The sequence below is a fragment of the Paenibacillus sp. GCM10023252 genome (assembly GCF_042653305.1).
GTDB lineage: Bacteria > Bacillota > Bacilli > Paenibacillales > Paenibacillaceae > Pristimantibacillus.
In genome coordinates this window covers 255666-271983 of record NZ_JBHSHW010000001.1, presented here as the reverse complement: position 1 = coordinate 271983, position 16318 = coordinate 255666, and the positions used below count along the sequence as shown (strand labels likewise).

The 16318-nt window shown below is 54.0% G+C and carries 17 protein-coding genes; 16 read left to right on the top strand and 1 reads right to left on the bottom strand.

Annotated features, from left to right (window positions below):
* Positions 1-21: 21 nt before the first annotated feature.
* From ftsY to ACFO9Q_RS01260, 14 genes are all read left to right on the top strand, one after another.
* On the top strand, positions 22-1017 hold the full coding sequence (ftsY, locus tag ACFO9Q_RS01325; RefSeq protein WP_379177840.1) for a signal recognition particle-docking protein FtsY: 996 nt from the start codon (positions 22-24) through the stop codon (positions 1015-1017).
* A 153-nt stretch (positions 1018-1170) separates the two neighbouring features.
* Entirely contained in the window at positions 1171-1548 is a 378-nt protein-coding gene (ylxM, locus tag ACFO9Q_RS01320) for a YlxM family DNA-binding protein (protein ID WP_379178036.1), read from the top strand.
* Positions 1535-2929, top strand: a complete 1395-nt coding sequence (gene ffh / locus ACFO9Q_RS01315; protein ID WP_379177838.1) for a signal recognition particle protein — start codon at positions 1535-1537, stop codon at positions 2927-2929. Before ylxM ends, ffh begins: the two co-directional genes overlap by 14 nt.
* Before the next feature lie 82 nt (positions 2930-3011).
* Positions 3012-3284 carry a 30S ribosomal protein S16 gene (gene rpsP, locus ACFO9Q_RS01310; RefSeq protein WP_379177836.1) on the top strand — a complete coding sequence of 91 codons (273 nt, stop codon included), beginning with the start codon at positions 3012-3014 and terminating at the stop codon, positions 3282-3284.
* A gap of 26 nt (positions 3285-3310) precedes the next feature.
* Positions 3311-3541: a KH domain-containing protein gene (locus ACFO9Q_RS01305; RefSeq protein ID WP_379177834.1), complete on the top strand. Its 231-nt coding sequence runs from the start codon at positions 3311-3313 to the stop codon at positions 3539-3541.
* 153 nt (positions 3542-3694) lie between these two features.
* Positions 3695-4222, top strand: coding sequence for a ribosome maturation factor RimM (gene rimM / locus ACFO9Q_RS01300; RefSeq protein ID WP_379177832.1), 528 nt, complete (start codon positions 3695-3697; stop codon positions 4220-4222).
* Between the two features lie 3 nt (positions 4223-4225).
* On the top strand, positions 4226-5002 hold the full coding sequence (trmD, locus tag ACFO9Q_RS01295) for a tRNA (guanosine(37)-N1)-methyltransferase TrmD (RefSeq protein WP_379177830.1): 777 nt from the start codon (positions 4226-4228) through the stop codon (positions 5000-5002).
* 181 nt (positions 5003-5183) lie between these two features.
* Positions 5184-5525 carry a 50S ribosomal protein L19 gene (gene rplS, locus ACFO9Q_RS01290; protein WP_379177828.1) on the top strand — a complete coding sequence of 114 codons (342 nt, stop codon included), beginning with the start codon at positions 5184-5186 and terminating at the stop codon, positions 5523-5525.
* A 98-nt stretch (positions 5526-5623) separates the two neighbouring features.
* Positions 5624-6307, top strand: a complete 684-nt coding sequence (gene lepB / locus ACFO9Q_RS01285) for a signal peptidase I (RefSeq protein WP_379177826.1) — start codon at positions 5624-5626, stop codon at positions 6305-6307.
* Between the two features lie 20 nt (positions 6308-6327).
* Positions 6328-7236 carry a ribosome biogenesis GTPase YlqF gene (gene ylqF, locus ACFO9Q_RS01280; protein WP_379177824.1) on the top strand — a complete coding sequence of 303 codons (909 nt, stop codon included), beginning with the start codon at positions 6328-6330 and terminating at the stop codon, positions 7234-7236.
* Positions 7237-7271: 35 nt separating this feature from the next.
* Positions 7272-7886: a ribonuclease HII gene (locus tag ACFO9Q_RS01275; RefSeq protein WP_379177822.1), complete on the top strand. Its 615-nt coding sequence runs from the start codon at positions 7272-7274 to the stop codon at positions 7884-7886.
* Between the two features lie 794 nt (positions 7887-8680).
* Positions 8681-10927: a hypothetical protein gene (locus ACFO9Q_RS01270; RefSeq protein WP_379177820.1), complete on the top strand. Its 2247-nt coding sequence runs from the start codon at positions 8681-8683 to the stop codon at positions 10925-10927.
* Positions 10924-11226: an EscU/YscU/HrcU family type III secretion system export apparatus switch protein gene (locus tag ACFO9Q_RS01265; protein ID WP_379177818.1), complete on the top strand. Its 303-nt coding sequence runs from the start codon at positions 10924-10926 to the stop codon at positions 11224-11226. The genes ACFO9Q_RS01270 and ACFO9Q_RS01265 overlap by 4 nt, the downstream gene beginning before the upstream one ends.
* A complete protein-coding gene (locus ACFO9Q_RS01260; protein ID WP_379177816.1) occupies positions 11223-11627 on the top strand; it encodes a YraN family protein in 405 nt (134 codons plus the stop codon). The genes ACFO9Q_RS01265 and ACFO9Q_RS01260 overlap by 4 nt, the downstream gene beginning before the upstream one ends.
* A gap of 476 nt (positions 11628-12103) precedes the next feature.
* Here ACFO9Q_RS01260 and ACFO9Q_RS01255 read toward each other — a convergent pair whose 3' ends face one another.
* Complete coding sequence (locus ACFO9Q_RS01255) at positions 12104-13657, bottom strand: YifB family Mg chelatase-like AAA ATPase (protein ID WP_379177814.1); 1554 nt, start codon at positions 13655-13657, stop codon at positions 12104-12106.
* A 326-nt stretch (positions 13658-13983) separates the two neighbouring features.
* Here ACFO9Q_RS01255 and sucC point away from each other — a divergent pair, with 326 nt between their 5' ends.
* Both sucC and sucD read left to right on the top strand, forming a co-directional pair.
* Positions 13984-15144 (top strand): ADP-forming succinate--CoA ligase subunit beta, encoded by a 1161-nt coding sequence (gene sucC, locus ACFO9Q_RS01250; protein WP_379177812.1) that lies wholly within the window; start codon positions 13984-13986, stop codon positions 15142-15144.
* A gap of 42 nt (positions 15145-15186) precedes the next feature.
* On the top strand, positions 15187-16116 hold the full coding sequence (sucD, locus tag ACFO9Q_RS01245; RefSeq protein WP_379178034.1) for a succinate--CoA ligase subunit alpha: 930 nt from the start codon (positions 15187-15189) through the stop codon (positions 16114-16116).
* Positions 16117-16318 lie beyond the last annotated feature (202 nt).

The window sequence follows — 16318 nt, the reverse complement described above, 5'->3', positions numbered from 1 at the left end:
GATGGGATGGAGGAAGAGAGTATGAGTTTTTTCAAGAGACTGAAGGAGAGTATCTCAACGAAGGCGGAAGCCGTCACGAATTCCTTCAAGGAAGGGCTGTCCAAGACACGTACGGCCTTCGTAGAGCGTGTGGAGGAGCTAATTACCCGTCGCAAAAAAATCGATGAAGAATTCTACGAGGAGCTCGAAGAGATTCTGATCGGCGCAGATGTAGGTGTCAATACAGTCATGAAGCTTATTGACGAGCTTCGTGTCGAAGTGAAGAAGCGGAAGATCGAAGATGCGTCCGAGCTCCAGCCAGTGTTGTCGGAGAAGCTGTCGCAGCTGCTGGACGGCGATAATAATCCGGGGCTGCGCATGGCAGAGAGCGGCATTACGGTCATTCTCTTCGTCGGTGTCAACGGCGTCGGCAAGACGACAACGATAGGCAAGCTTGCGCACAAGTTCAAGAGCGAAGGCAAGAGCGTGCTGCTCGCAGCTGGCGATACGTTCCGAGCAGGCGCCATTGAGCAGCTGGAAGTATGGGGGCAGCGTGTCGGCGTGGATGTCATCCGCCAGCAATCCGGCTCTGACCCAGCCGCTGTGATGTATGATGCCGTTCAAGCGGCGAAGCAGCGCGGCGTTGATGTGCTGCTATGCGATACCGCAGGACGGCTGCAGAACAAGAATAACCTGATGGAAGAGCTGAATAAGATATTCCGCGTCATCCAGCGTGAGATTCCGAGCGCCCCGCATGAAGTGTTGCTCGTACTGGATGCAACTACGGGTCAGAATGCGCTTAGCCAAGCGAAGCTGTTCGGCGAGAAGAGCGGCGTCACCGGACTCGTGCTGACGAAGCTGGATGGAACGGCGAAGGGCGGCATCGTCATTGCCATTCGCAATGAGCTCAATCTTCCGGTTAAGCTGGTCGGCCTAGGTGAGAAGATGACGGACCTGCAGGAATTCGATGCGGAGCAGTTCGTTCATGCGCTGTTCGCAGGGCTTGTTCAGAAGGCTGAGGAAGAGTCGGAGAGCTAGCACATCGCTCCTTGTGCAGGTGACAAGGATATATACTTGACAGTGCGATTGCCCATCGGGTATGATAAGAGTCGTTGTGAAGGTGTAAAGGGGTTTTCCTTGACGGAAGGAGGGGCTGCGGTGAACTCGCATGATACTGACGCCCTGGAGAAGATGACCCGCATTAACTCTCTATTCGACTTCTATGAGCCGCTTCTGACAGAGAAGCAGCAGACTTTCCTCAAATATTACTTCCACGATGACTTCTCTCTGGGAGAGATTGCAGCCGAGTTCGGCATCAGCCGTCAGGCGGTATATGAACATATTAAGCGAGCTGAGCAAGTGCTTGAGAGCTATGAGAGCAAGCTTGGGCTGCTGAGCAAGCATCTAGGAGTGCAAGCGCTGATTGAGAGTCTGGAGAGTCAAGTGCTCGAATGGCCCGAAGCGGCTGCGCTGCCTAGCTATAGACAACAACTAATGAACTTAATTGACCAATTAAGAAGTGTGGAACATACAGGGAAGACGGAGGTGAGGCATCATGGCGGCATTTGAGAGCTTATCGAACCGATTGCAGAACGTATTCAGCAAGCTGAGAGGCAAAGGTAAGGTATCAGAGGATGACGTGAATGAGGCCATGCGTGAAGTGCGCTTAGCGCTGCTCGAAGCGGACGTTAACTTCAAGGTCGTGAAGGACTTCATCGCGAAGGTGAAGGAGCAAGCGATTGGCCTTGATGTTATGAAGAGCTTCACCCCCGGCATGGTCGTCATTGATATCGTCAACAAAGAGATGACGGAGCTCATGGGCGGCACGCAGAGCAAGCTGGCTAAGGCGAGCAAGCCTCCAACCGTGATCATGATGGTTGGTCTGCAAGGGGCAGGTAAGACAACGACCTCCGGTAAGCTTGGCCGCTTGCTGCAGAAGGGCAACCACAAGCCGCTCCTCATCGCTTGTGACATCTATCGCCCAGCTGCGATTAAGCAGCTTCAGGTGCTGGGAGAGCAGATTAACGCTCCCGTATTCGCTATGGGCGATCAGACATCGCCAGTTGACATTGCTAAGGCGGGGCTGGAGCACGCTAGGGCGAATGGGAATGACTACGTCATTATTGATACTGCAGGCCGACTGCATATCGATGAGGCGCTTATGGACGAGCTGAAGCAGATTCATACCCTTGTTAAGCCGGATGAAGTGCTCCTCGTTGTCGATGCGATGACCGGGCAAGATGCAGTGAACGTGGCGTCGAGCTTCGACCAGCAGCTTGAGCTGACGGGTGTCGTCCTGACGAAGCTCGATGGAGATACACGAGGCGGTGCTGCACTCTCGGTTAAGGCCGTTACGGGCAAGCCGATCAAGTTCGCAGCGATGGGCGAGAAGATTGATTCGCTGGAGCCGTTCCATCCTGACCGGATGGCTTCCCGTATCCTCGGCATGGGTGACATGCTCTCTCTGATTGAGAAGGCACAGTCCGGCATTGACGCGGAGAAGGCAGCCGAGATGGAACGCAAGATGCGTACCGCCGAATTCACCTTCGATGACTTCCTGGAGCAGATGGAGCAGGTCCGCAAGCTAGGACCGCTTGATCAGATTATGGATATGCTGCCTGGAATGAACAAGATGAAGGGCAACATGAAGGACATGAAGGTTGATGAGAAGCAGATCGGCCGTGTGGAAGCCATCGTTCGTTCGATGACGAAGGAAGAGAAGCAGAAGCCTGAGCTGCTCAACCATAGCCGCCGCAAGCGTGTTGCGGCAGGGAGCGGCACGACCGTAGTCGAAGTGAATCGTCTCATTAAGCAGTTCGATGATATGCGCAAGATGATGAAGCAGTTCTCCTCAATGATGGGACCGAACGGTCCTAAGGGCGGGAAGAAGGGGCTTCAAGGACTGCTTGGCAAGGCCGGCAAGAACAAGGGAATGCGATTCCCATTCTAATAGAGGAATGAGTTAGCTGGCAGATATGCCGTCATGCTGATTCGTATACAGTGGATTGATTATTTGAAGGAGGTGAATTTTAATGGCAGTACGTATTCGTCTTAAGCGTATCGGTGCTCACAAGGCTCCGTTCTACCGCGTAGTTGTATCTGACTCCCGTTCCCCGCGTGACGGTCGCTTCATCGAGGAGATCGGTACTTACAACCCAGTTGCTTCTCCAGCTCTTGTCAACATTGATGAAGAGAAGGCATTGAAGTGGCTTCAGACTGGTGCGCAAGCTTCCGACACTGTTCGCAACTTGCTATCCAAGGCTGGTGTAATGAAGAAGTTCCACGAGCTTAAGCTGCAGAAATAAACGGTTGAATAGCGGAGGGCCTGCCAATGAAGGAATTAATTCTTGTCATAGCGAAGGCACTTGTGGATCATCCGGATGATGTGCGTGTGAATGTGAAGGATGATGACCGCGGCACGATCTATGAACTATCGGTTCATGCTGAGGATATTGGTAAGGTTATCGGTAAACAAGGCCGAATTGCGAAAGCGATTCGAACGGTAGTAGCCTCGGCTGCTGTCAAATCGCCTAAGCGTGTCATCGTCGATATCGTCTCATAAGCAGCACATACGATGAAGGGGGGCCGGGATCTATTCCTAGCCCTCCTTCTTGTCGTTATGGAACGATAAGAGGTTGTACATAATAGTAATCATGATAGCAGGTTGCGGAAGCAATGAGAGACGCGGCAATACGTGCAGGGAGGAGTCAAGTTCATGTCAGTCAAGTGGTTCACCGTAGGCAAGCTGGTTAATACGCAGGGCATTAAGGGTGAGGTTCGGATCGTGCCCTCAACGGACTTCGCGGACGTCAGGTTCGCTGCAGGGAGCAAGTTAATGCTGCACCACCCGGAAGGAGCCGGGTCGCTGCAGGTGGAAGTGGAGAAGTCAAGGCCGCTGAAGAGCATGTACGTGCTGAAGCTCAAGGGCTACAACAATATTAATGAAGTAGAGAGATACAAGGGCTGGGTGCTCAAGGTATCCGAGCATGACATGGTTGATCTGGAGGATGGCGAATATTATTATCACCAAATTCTGGGCTGCCTGGTTGTAACTGAGGATGGAGAGGAATTAGGTACCATTACTGAGATTCTAAGCCCGGGAGCTAATGATGTATGGGTCGTGGAGCCGCCTAAGGGCAGCAAGCGCAAGCAGATTCTCATTCCTGTCATAGACGAGTGCTTGCTTGGGGTGGATGTTGCTGCCAAGAAGGTCACGATTCGGGTTATGGAAGGGCTGATCTAGCTCATGAGAATCGATGTCCTAACGTTGTTCCCGGAGATGTTCGATGGGGTGTTCGGAGCTTCCATACTCGGCAAGGCTAGAGATAAGGGGATTGCCGAGCTGAGAGCGGTCAACTTCAGGGATTACTCCAATAATAAGCATAATACGGTAGACGATTATCCGTACGGAGGCGGAGGAGGCATGGTGCTCAAGCCAGAGCCGATGTTCGCCGCGGTGCGGGACCTCGTCCCCGCCGAGGGAAGCAAGCCGAGAATCATCCTCATGTGCCCCCAGGGTGAGACCTTCACGCAGCACAAGGCGGAGGAGCTGTCCAAGGAGAGTCACCTTGTGTTCGTCTGCGGCCACTATGAGGGTTATGATGAGCGAATTCGAACCCATCTCGTCACCGATGAAATATCCATTGGCGATTATGTGCTGACTGGCGGGGAGCTGCCTGCTATGGTGGTCATCGACAGCGTCGTACGCTTGCTGCCGGGTGTATTGGGCAACGAGACGTCAGCCATCACAGACTCCTTCTCCACAGGGCTGCTGGAGTATCCTCACTATACGAGGCCAGCCGTGTATGAAGGAATGGAGGTTCCTGATATCCTGCTCTCTGGGCATCATAGCAATATTGAAGCCTGGAGAAGGGAGCAGTCGCTGCTCAGGACGCTTGCGCGCAGGCCCGACCTTCTGGACAAGGCAGAGCTGACAGATAAGGAACGGCGATGGATTGCGGAGCGCAAGAGGGAGCTGGAGCTGGAGCTGGAGCTGGAGTCCAAGCGGAATTCTAGCACCTAGTCGAGCCTAGCCGGTTTCTATTTTAATAGAGAATTGAGATATAGGTTGTGTTTCGCTTGTGGATGTGATAAAATTGCAAATGTTGTTTTGTATTAATCGGACGGTCCGCTATCAGCAATGAAACGGCTCTAAGGGAGCCGCCGAGCTCATAAGAACGTCTATGGTGGAAGGAGTGAAACAAATGAATCTTTTACAATCCATTGCACAAGAACAGCTTCGGACAGATCTTCCTAACTTTCGCCCAGGCGACACGTTGAAAGTATACGTAAAAGTTATCGAGGGATCACGCGAGCGTATCCAGCTATTCGAAGGTGTTGTTATTAAGCGCCGCGGTACTGGTATTTCCAAGACGTTCACGGTTCGTAAAATTTCCTACGGTGTTGGCGTGGAAAGAACGTTCCCGCTTAACTCGCCTAAGATTGACAAGATCGAAGTGCCTCGTCGTGGTAAAGTACGTCGTGCTAAACTGTACTACCTGCGCAGCCTTCGTGGTAAAGCAGCTAGAATTAAAGAAATTCGTTAATTTGAAACGACAAGAGGGGCTTGGTCAAACAAGCTCCTTTTCGTTATTTCAATAGCAGCGCTGATTGCTGACATTAAACCTAGGAAAGAAGGCGCAAGATGGACAATCATCAGCGAGGCGAGGAGACTTCATCAGAGGTCTTGAACAATCAACAACATGATTCTGTACATACGGATAGCTTGAATGTGCAGCCGAGTCAACCTGGCAGAGGCGGCAATCGGGCGTATAAGGAAATTGTAGAGTGGATTAAGGCGCTCACCATTGCTATCGTATTCGTATTCGTTATCCGCATGTTCCTGTTCTCTCCGTTCATCGTAGAAGGCCCTTCGATGCAGCCTAACTTCGAGACTGGCGAGCATATTATTGTCAATAAGATCTTGTATGATATCCGCGACCCGAAGCGCGGGGAAGTGGTCGTCTTCCATGTACCTGAGGAGAACCGCGAGTTCATCAAGCGTGTAATTGGCATCCCTGGGGATAAAATAAAGGTAGAAGGCGACGACGTCTATATTAATGATAAAAAAATAGACGAGCCTTACTTAAAGGACGCTATCAAGGCGGCGCATGATGCTGGTGAGTTGTATAATATCGGTCCGGGCTTCCCGAACAACGAGAATCAGGATGCCGTTGTTCCTGAAGGGACGATATTCGCCATGGGCGACAACCGCGGCGACAGCCGTGACAGCCGGATGATCGGCTATGTGAATGACAAGGAAGTTATTGGCCGTGCTGATGTCATCTTCTGGCCGCTTAACAAGCTTAAGCTGATCAAGCACGGTTAAATCGAGGGTGAGGTGAGTATATGACCATTCAATGGTTCCCTGGTCATATGACAAGAGCAAGACGGCAAATTCAAGATAAACTGAAGCTGATCGACATTGCCATTGAGCTGCTTGATGCACGTATCCCGCTCTCAAGCCGGAATCCAATGATTGATGAGATATTAGCGGGCAAGCCTCGCTTGATTGTGCTTAATAAGTCTGATCTGGCAGATCCTAAGGTGACGGAGCAGTGGATGGCGTACTTCCGCTCGGAAGGTCATGAATGTGTATCCATTGATGCGAACACGGGGACACGGATTGGCGATATCGTCGTCAAGTCGAAGCTGCTGCTGCATGCGAAGATTGAGCGGCAGATATCGAAGGGCATTAACCCGCGGGCGATTAGAGGTCTTATCGTCGGTATTCCTAACGTTGGGAAGTCGACGCTAATTAACCGACTGGCAGGCAAGAACATTGCAGCAACTGGTGATCGGCCCGGCGTAACGAAGGGTCAGCAATGGATTAAGATTGGCACAGAGATGGAGCTGCTCGACACGCCTGGTATTCTATGGCCGAAGTTCGAGGATCCCATCGTAGGCTATAGACTTGCGGTTACGGGAGCGATTAAGGAAGAGATCTTGAATATCGACGATATCGCTTTTCACGCGGTGAAGGAGCTGTGCGCTCGTTATTGGCCGGCGATGAAGGAGCGGTTCGACCTGGACACGCCTCCTAAGGATCTGGACGACTCGGATGAGATTGTTCGCATCATGGAGGAGATCGGGCGCAGACGGGGCTGCTTGATTGGCGGCGGCAGAGTCGACTTCGAGAAGGTATCTGTCATTGTATTGCGTGAGATGCGTGCGGGCAAGATGGGCAAGATCTCGCTCGAGGAACCGCTGACTGCGATGGCGCATCTTAGCGTGCCGGGCAAGGGCGAACAAGAATAACAACCAGATTCTAACGTCAGGGGAAGACGAAGGCTATGCTGGACTATGAAGTACCGCTATGGCAGCAGGGCTATGGGTCTGTTGCCGGCGTAGATGAGGTAGGGAGAGGCTGTCTGTTCGGAGACGTGGTGGCAGCGGCTGTCATCCTGCCTCCTGGATTAATCATTGAAGGCGTGAATGATTCCAAGAAGCTCTCTGAGAAGAAGCGAGAACAACTGTATGAACTCATTCGGGAGCAGAGCATCGCGTGGTCGGTTGCTCGAATTGACTCGGTCATAGTGGATAAGATTAATATTAAGCAAGCGGCCAGGCTCGCTATGAAGAAGGCAGTCGAATCACTCTCCGTCGCGGCGGACTACCTGCTCGTCGATGCAGAGAAGGTAGATGTGGAGCTGCCGCAGCTGTCCATCATTAAGGGTGATGCGAACAGCCAGTCGATTGCAGCTGCTTCCATCATGGCCAAGGTAACGAGAGACCGGCTGTGTACAGGGGAGTGGGATCTGCTGTACCCGGCTTACGGTATCGCGATACATAAGGGCTACGCGACGAAGCTGCATCGGGAGAAGCTGCTGGAATACGGACCTAGCCCGCTGCACCGCAGATCGTTTCTGGGCAAGATCCTGCCTGTGGAGCAGCTGGAGCTGTTCTGAGCAGGGGACATGAGACTAGTGACATGAAGATAAGCAAGTCCTCTTGAGCAGGGTGAACAGGGGATAAGACCATAAGCAAGTCCTCTTGAGCAATAGATAAGATCATAAGTCGATAAGTAAGTCTCTTGAGCAGGAGATAAGACCATAAGTCGATAAGCAAGTCCTCCACATGAGGGGCTGAAGGATGATTGTATATTCTTTAGTCTGTTGGTGTGGAGGGCTTGTTTTTTGTTGTGTTGGGGAAGGGGGGGCTTGTTGGAGGGGGGGATAGGTGGATAGGTAGATATAGGTAGATAGGAAGACAGGAGGAAGACAGCAGGAAGACAGGGAGATAGGTATTAAGTGGAGAATTCTAGGGGGCGACCGCCTTGATGCAACGCCACACTGCATGCTGGGAGCTTCGCGTGCTAACGCAGTTCTTAGAGCGTCAATGCATTGGTTGCGTAGGGGGAGTTAACGTGGATAATCCTCGTTAAGCCAGCTGTAGGTGACTGAAGGTAATGAGTTAACAAGGAAAATCATTGTTAAGGTGAATCTGACCCGCCGATATGAAGGTTTGAGGGGAATTAACGAGGATAATCCTCGTTAAACCAGCTCCAGGTTGCTGTCAGTACTGAGTTAACAGGGAAAAACATTGTTAAGGTGATCTATGTCACATCGATAAAGTTCATAAATTGAGGGCAGAAACGTAAATGAGATAGAGGATTCGACCGATAATGATTAGGTGTGAGGGAGTTCGGATATGTAGTTAGATAGAGGTAGACTTGGGGAAAACGACGTAGGAGCGGTGCGTAATGAATATAAGTCAGATGATGAGAAGCCTGCTGGGCGAGACGACCGCTGGGGAAGGCCGGACGATGGAGCTGAAGGTAGGCCAAGTTGTTCGCGGTGTAGTTATGCAAGTGCTCGACCATAACGAAGGAATTGTGCAGGTGAACGGCGTGCAGGTCAGAGCACGCCTGGACTCTCCCATGCAGGCTGGCCAAGCTGCGCTGCTGCAGGTGCAGCCACAGTCGACGGCCGGGCAGATTGTCCTGAAGCAAGTGGAGCAGGGCTCTGCTTCCTTGCCTGATGAGTCTCTGAAGCAGTGGGCCAAGACTCTAGGCCTGCCGGAGCAGAAGTGGGCGCTCGAGCTCGTGCGCGAGCTGCGGCGGGAAGGTATTCCGCTCGGCCGTGAGACGGCCGCAGCGCTTAAGGCTGCAGCAGCAGCGATGCCGCCAGGCGCGAATGCGGAGCAGTGGATGCGGGCGGCCGTCGCGGGGCTGAAGCGAGGGCTGCCGATCACAGGCGCCACGGTAGGTGCGCTGCAGCAAGTCATGTTCGGGCGCCCTGCGCATGAACTAATTGCTGTGCTGCAGGAGCAGGCGGCTTCCTTCGGTGGCAGCGGCGAAGCGCTCGATGGAGATGGGGCGCATGGTGGCAGCAAGGCTGGTGGAGCTGCGGCAGCTGCTGCGCAGCAAGCGGCGGCGAAGCTTGCCGCTGTGCTCGCACAGGGAGCAGCGCTGCTGCAAGGTGCGACCGGCGATGGCTCTGAGCTTCGACCAGCTGGCGGTTCCGCGTCAGGAGCTGTTGGACTTGCAGGCTCTGCAGCCGGACAAGCTGGGGCAGCTGGCTCTGGGGCTGGGGCTGGCTCGGCAGGAGCAACTGCTGGCTCTACAGCAGGATTAGCAGGGACTACTGGGGCAGTTGCGGGTTCTGCAGCTGGAGTGTCTGGAACCTCAGGGGCTGCAGCCGTAGCAGCAGGATCTGCAATGGGGCCTGGAGCCGGATTAGCTGGGGCATCAGTGGCAGCAAACGGGTCTGGAGCGGGATTAGCTGGGGCATCAGTGGCAGCACTCGGGCCAGGAGCTGGATCAGGTGCAGGTGCAGGTATAGGTGTAAGTACAGGATCAGGGGCAGGTGGAACGATAGCTTTAGGGTTAGGGGCTGGTTCAAGCGCATCAGCTGGTACAGGTGCAGGCAACGGAATGGGGAACGGAGCAGGTGTTGGTGTGCCTGGGGGTACTGGTACATCTGCGCCGTCCGCGCATGCGGGGGCGCTGCAAGCCCCGCCGGGCATGGCGCCGGGGGCAGCAGCCCCGGGAGCCCCGTCACCGAACTGGCTTGGCCAGTTCATCAAGTGGCTCGGGGTAGACCACGAGCACCAGCTCGCCCGCTCGCTGGTGAGCAGCAGTGCAAGCTCCGGGCAGCCGCCGGCCCAGCAGGGCCAGCCGCCTGCTGCCCAGAGCCCACTGCCGGCGGCCAGCCTAGCTGGGCCGCCTCAAGCAAGCCCCGGCGGGGCCGCAGGCGCAGCCCCGCCGCCTGCCGGCCAGCCGCAGCCGCCGCTCTCCGCGGCTCATGCGGCTGCCGGCCTGGGGCAGGCTGCTCTCCTGACGGAGCAGCCCGCCCTGCAAGAGCGCATCGCCGGCTCTGCTGCGGCGATGCTCCCGTCAGCGGGCGCAGCCGCTGCTGACGGACAGCCTCCGCTGACGCAGGAGTCGCTCAAGAGCGCGCTGCTGTCGCTAGTCGCAGCCGATGGCCTCCCTGCGTCGATCAAGGAGCCTGCGCAGCAGCTCCTTCAACAGATAACGGGTCAGCAACTGCTGCTGACCCCAGAGCGGGGCGGCGCGTTGTTCTCCCATGTGACCATGTTCATCCCGCTGAACGGACCGGATGGCAGTCAGACGGCATCTGTCCATATCCAGACGAGCCGCGGACGCAAGGGTGAGCTGGACGCGGATAATTGCCGACTCTTGTTCGACCTGCAGATGAAGACGCTCGGGACGACGCTTGTGGACGTGCATGTCGTGGACAAGATCGTCAGTCTTAATCTGTGGAACAACCATCCGCTGCTCGGCGAGCTGACCGAGAGCTCGCGACAGGAGGTCTCCGAGGCACTCGGCAGAGCTGGATATCAGCTGTTATCTCTACGGACGACTGTCATTCCTGACTCGTCGGCCCAGGTAGAAGTGCCTCTTGATAAGTCAGCGAAGCCTCAGCTTCCGCCAGACTTGACGGAATTCGCCTCCAATCGATACAGAGGAGTGGATCTGAAGGCATGACGTCAGACGACCAGCAGGATAAGAAGCCGCAGCCGCTGCGAAGAGCGGTCGCACTGAAGTATGAGCCGGGAGAGAAGGCTGCTCCCGTCCTTGCCGCCAAGGGGCAAGGGCATATCGCCGATCTCATCCTGCAGAAGGCAATGGAGAACGGTGTGCCCATTCAGGAGGATGCGTCACTCGTCGAGGTGCTCTCTAAGCTGGATGTGAATCAAGAGATTCCAGCCGAATTGTACACATTAGTAGCAGAGATACTCAGCTTCGTCTATCGATCAGATCAGAAGGCGAGGGATTACGTATGAGTTCTGCGGCGGAAGGAGGCTCAACCCGTCCGTCCAGCGGTTCTCGTCGTCAGACTGTGGGGAGAGTCGGGGAGGAGGCTGCTGCTGCCTATCTGCTGGAATCAGGCCATCGCATCGTAGAGCGGAATTGGCGCTGCCGGACAGGTGAGCTAGACATCATCGCCGAATATGGAGAGATACTCATCATTGTCGAGGTTAGAGCTCGAAGAGCGGGCGGGCGCTTCGGAACAGCGGCTGAATCGGTCGATGCGCGCAAGCAGCTGCAGGTTCGATTAACGTCCGAGGTGTATAGAAGAGGGGTCAGGGCGTCAGATCGAAGCGTTCGATTCGATGTCATTACCGTGCTCATGGATTATCAACTGTCAATCCTTGAGCTGAGACATATAGAAGGAGCGTTCTAGTCCAGCTAGAACGCCCCTTATCCATATGGCGTCAGATCATTCTACTGACATGACTACCATAATTGCACTTGATATCTCCTCAATATAAATGTCATTGACGTCCCGCGCTGCTGCGCGATTCCACACCGAGTCACCCCCCGAACCTGCATAGTAATCCCACCCCCACCGAACTGCTGGGTAATCCGTCCTGTACTCCCACTCCGCCCCTATAACGTCAATCCATCCCTCACTAACCCCTACACTACATCGTAATCCCATCCTGTACTGCCAACTCGCACTTGTTACGTCAATCCATCCCTCACCAACCCACCGAACTGCTAGGTAATCCGTCCTGTACTCCCACTCCGCCCTGTTACGTCAATCCATCCCACACCAACCTCCGCACTGCATCGTAATCCCATCCTGCCATCCCATCCCGCACTGTTACGTCATCCCACCCCTCACCAACACACCGCATTGACACCTGTTCCTACCCGTCATCCACCCGAACGCCGGTACTGAATGGCTTCCGCAACATGTACCGCTTCGACTGAGTCGCTCTGTTCGACATCTGCAATCGTCCGTGCCAGCTTCAGGATTCGATCATACGCTCTCATCGATATGCCAAGCGCGTCGAAGGCGTCCTCCATCAGCTTCACAGCCTCGCTCTTCAGCTGTATGGCGCGTCTGAGAGAGGCTCCTGCTAAGAGCTCATCTCCGCTCATCCCCTGTCTCCTGCTCCGGGCAGCCTGCCGCTCTCTAGCTTCCAGCACGAGATTGCGCATCTCTGCCGAGGACATCCCTGACGTGGTGTATTCGCTGATCGTAGGTCTGGGCACTTCCAGCTGGAGATCGATGCGGTCGAGCAGAGGTCCGGACATTCGGGACTGATACCGGGCGATGGAGCTTGGGCTGCAGGTGCAGAAGCGGTCACCGTAATCATGGCCGCGATAGCCGCATGGGCAAGGATTCATCGACGCTGCGAGCATCAGTCCAGCAGGGAATCGGAACACCGCCTTAGAGCGGGCAATCGTGACGAATCGATCCTCGAGCGGCTGGCGAAGCACCTCCAGCACGGCTCTGCTGAATTCAGGCAGCTCATCTAGGAAAAGCACCCCATGATGGGCGAGTGTAACCTCGCCCGGCTTCGGAATGGAGCCTCCCCCGATGAGTCCTCCGGATGAGATCGTATGATGAGGAGAGCGGAAGGGGGCAGTCCTCATTAATCCGTTAGCCGACATAAGCTTGCCGGCGATGCTGTAGATCTTCGTAACCTCGAGCGCTTCCTCCTCCGTCAGAGGCGGGAGAATCGTAGGCAGCCGGCGAATGAGCATCGTCTTGCCGCTTCCAGGTGGACCTGCAAGCAGAACATTATGTTTTCCGCTGGCTGAGATAAGCATGGCGCGCTTGGCCTGCTGCTGTCCCAGCACATCTCTATAATCTCCAAGTGCCTCGGCATGGTCCCCTTCATGATTAGCCCCTGAATGCTCATCCGTCTCACCGCTGATTCCTGCATACTCAATCTCTGACCAATCGAATGCAGCGCCCAGCGCAGCCGACTTCAGCTGCGCTAGATGCTCCAGCGCATACAACTTCATGCCGCTGATCCATGCTGCTTCAGGCGCATTCCGCGTAGGGAGCAGCACCTTGCTCATGCCGGATAGCTTCGCTTGCTCCATCATGGATAATACGCCGGGCACCGGACGAATGCTGCCGTCCAGCGACAGCTCACCGATTAGCAGCATGCCGTGGAATAGCTCGGCAGGCAATTGACCGCTGGCGGTCAGTACCCCGGCGGCAATTGCCAGATCGAAGGCGGTGCCTTCCTTGCGAAGATCGGCAGGAGCGAGATTAACGGTGATGCGGTCCAGCGGGAAGGTGAACCCGCAGTTCTTAATTGCGGCTCGCACCCTTTCGACTGATTCCCGCACAGCGGGATCCGGAAGACCAACTACAGATACTTGCGGCAAGCCGCTGGATATATCGACCTCTACTGCTATGCCCTTCCCCTCAACCCCATAGACACTTGAACTGTGCATTAAGCTGAACATGACAAAAAAAGCACCTCCACTCCGAATAAGACGGATGTAGGTGCTTCCTCACGGGTCCGTTGTTGCTTGCTTCCTATTTCCATCGTATTCCAAGAGATGCGTCTGTGTCAATGTATAGTTACACCTATCAACAACCATTATATGGACATTAGCCATTTTAATTATAGGTTCATTGTTGTTTTTCATTCTCGAATTGAGATAAGTATCATATCAAAAAAGCGTCTCCTGCATTCAGAAAAAGGAGGAAAGACTATAAAATAAGTGTTATTATAATAGAGGTTTGTGTATATGACTGATTTAGTCTGTGAAATGGAGGATTTTCGACAATGAATATCCATGAGTATCAAGGCAAAGAAGTCCTGAAACAGTATGGGGTTCTCGTACCTGAAGGCAAAGTAGCCTTCTCGGTTGATGAAGCAGTAGAAGCGGCAAAAGCGCTCGGAACACCGGTCGTTGTCGTGAAAGCTCAAATCCATGCTGGCGGACGCGGTAAAGCAGGGGGCGTCAAGGTAGCGAAAAGCATCGATGAGGTTCGCACGTATGCGAGCGAGATTCTCGGCAAGGTGCTCGTTACTCACCAGACAGGCCCTGAAGGCAAGGAAGTTAAGCGCCTTCTGATCGAACAAGGCTGCGACATCAAGAAGGAATACTATATCGGCGTCGTTGTTGACCGTGGGACAGGCCGCGTCGTTATGATGGCTTCAGAGGAAGGCGGCATGGACATTGAAGAAGTGGCCCATAACACGCCTGAGAAAATCTTCAAAGAAGTAGTAGATCCGGCTGTTGGCCTGCAAGCTTATCAAGCTCGCAAGCTGGCTTACTCCATTAATATCCCGAATGAGCTTGTGAACAAGACGGTGAAGTTCATGCTGGCTCTGTACACGGCATTCGTAGAGAAGGATTGCTCGATTGCTGAGATTAATCCGCTCGTAGTAACTGGCGACGGCAACGTAATGGCGCTGGATGCGAAGCTGAACTTCGATTCCAATGCGCTGTACCGTCACAAGGATATTCTTGAGCTGCGCGACCTCGAAGAGGAAGATGCGAAGGAGATCGAAGCTTCGAAGTACGACCTGAGCTACATTGCTCTTGACGGGAACATCGGCTGTATGGTTAACGGTGCCGGTCTTGCGATGGCAACGATGGACATCATTAAGTATTACGGCGGAGACCCGGCCAACTTCCTAGATGTAGGGGGCGGTGCGACGACGGAGAAGGTAACTGAAGCATTCAAGATTATTCTCTCCGACGAGAAGGTGAAGGGAATCTTCGTTAACATCTTCGGCGGCATTATGCGCTGCGACGTCATCGCTAACGGTGTAGTTGAAGCGGCGAAGCAGATCGGTCTGGACCGTCCGCTCGTTGTCCGTCTGGAAGGCACGAACGTTGACCTTGGCAAGCAGATCCTGAATGAATCAGGATTGAACATCGTAGCGGCAGACTCCATGGCGGACGGCGCTCAGAAGATTGTCGCTCTCGTTAAGTAAGAACGTACGCATACGAATTCGATCAGGGGATGTGAGTTGAAGGTGAGTATTCTCGTTAACAAAGATACGAAGGTTATTACACAAGGGATTACTGGTGCAACCGGCTTGTTCCATGCCAAGGGCGCACTTGATTACGGCACGCAAATGGTTGGCGGCGTTACACCTGGCAAGGGCGGAACGAACGTTGACATTACGCTGGAGAACGGTTCAACTGTATCTCTGCCGGTATTCAACACGGTTGCTCAAGCAGTAGCTGCAACTGGTGCGAACGCATCGGTTATCTATGTACCGCCTGCATTCGCTGCAGACGCCATCATGGAAGCGGTAGATGCTGAGCTTGACCTCGCGATCTGCATTACAGAAGGCATTCCTGTACTTGACATGGTTCGTGTCACTCGTTACATGGAAGGCCGCAAGACACGTCTGATCGGACCTAACTGTCCAGGCGTGATTACTCCAGGCGAATGCAAGATCGGCATCATGCCGGGCTACATTCATACGAAGGGCCACGTAGGTGTCGTATCCCGCTCTGGAACACTGACTTACGAAGCGGTTCATCAGCTCACCACTCGCGGCATTGGACAATCCTCTGCTGTCGGTATCGGCGGAGACCCGGTTAAGGGCTCTGAGTTCATTGACATTCTGAACATGTTCAATGAAGATCCGGATACTTATGCGGTCATCATGATCGGTGAGATTGGCGGTACAGCGGAAGAAGAAGCTGCTGAATGGGTGAAGGCGAACATGAAGAAGCCGGTTGTCGGCTTCATCGGCGGCGCAACGGCTCCTGAAGGCAAGCGTATGGGACATGCTGGCGCGATTATCTCCGGCGGCAAGGGTACAGCGGCTGAGAAGATCGCTACGCTTGAAGCTTGCGGCATCAAGGTTGCTCCAACTCCATCGGAGATGGGCTCCACTCTCGTAAGCGTGCTTGAAGAGCGCGGTCTGCTTGAGACTTGCTTGACTCGTTAATTCGGGGCCGATTTGTGACCATGTAAGTTCATATGTATTTAATGAAGGTAAGCAACCTTTCAACTACCCGTTAACGGGTGTTGTCAGGTTGCTTTTTTTTGGTTTTGCGCTGAACGGTACAGAATCCATGACTGCAGTTGTATTGTGATTGCTAATTTGCAGGCTCGCTTGCATTCTTATATGATGTGAAGCACAATAGGAT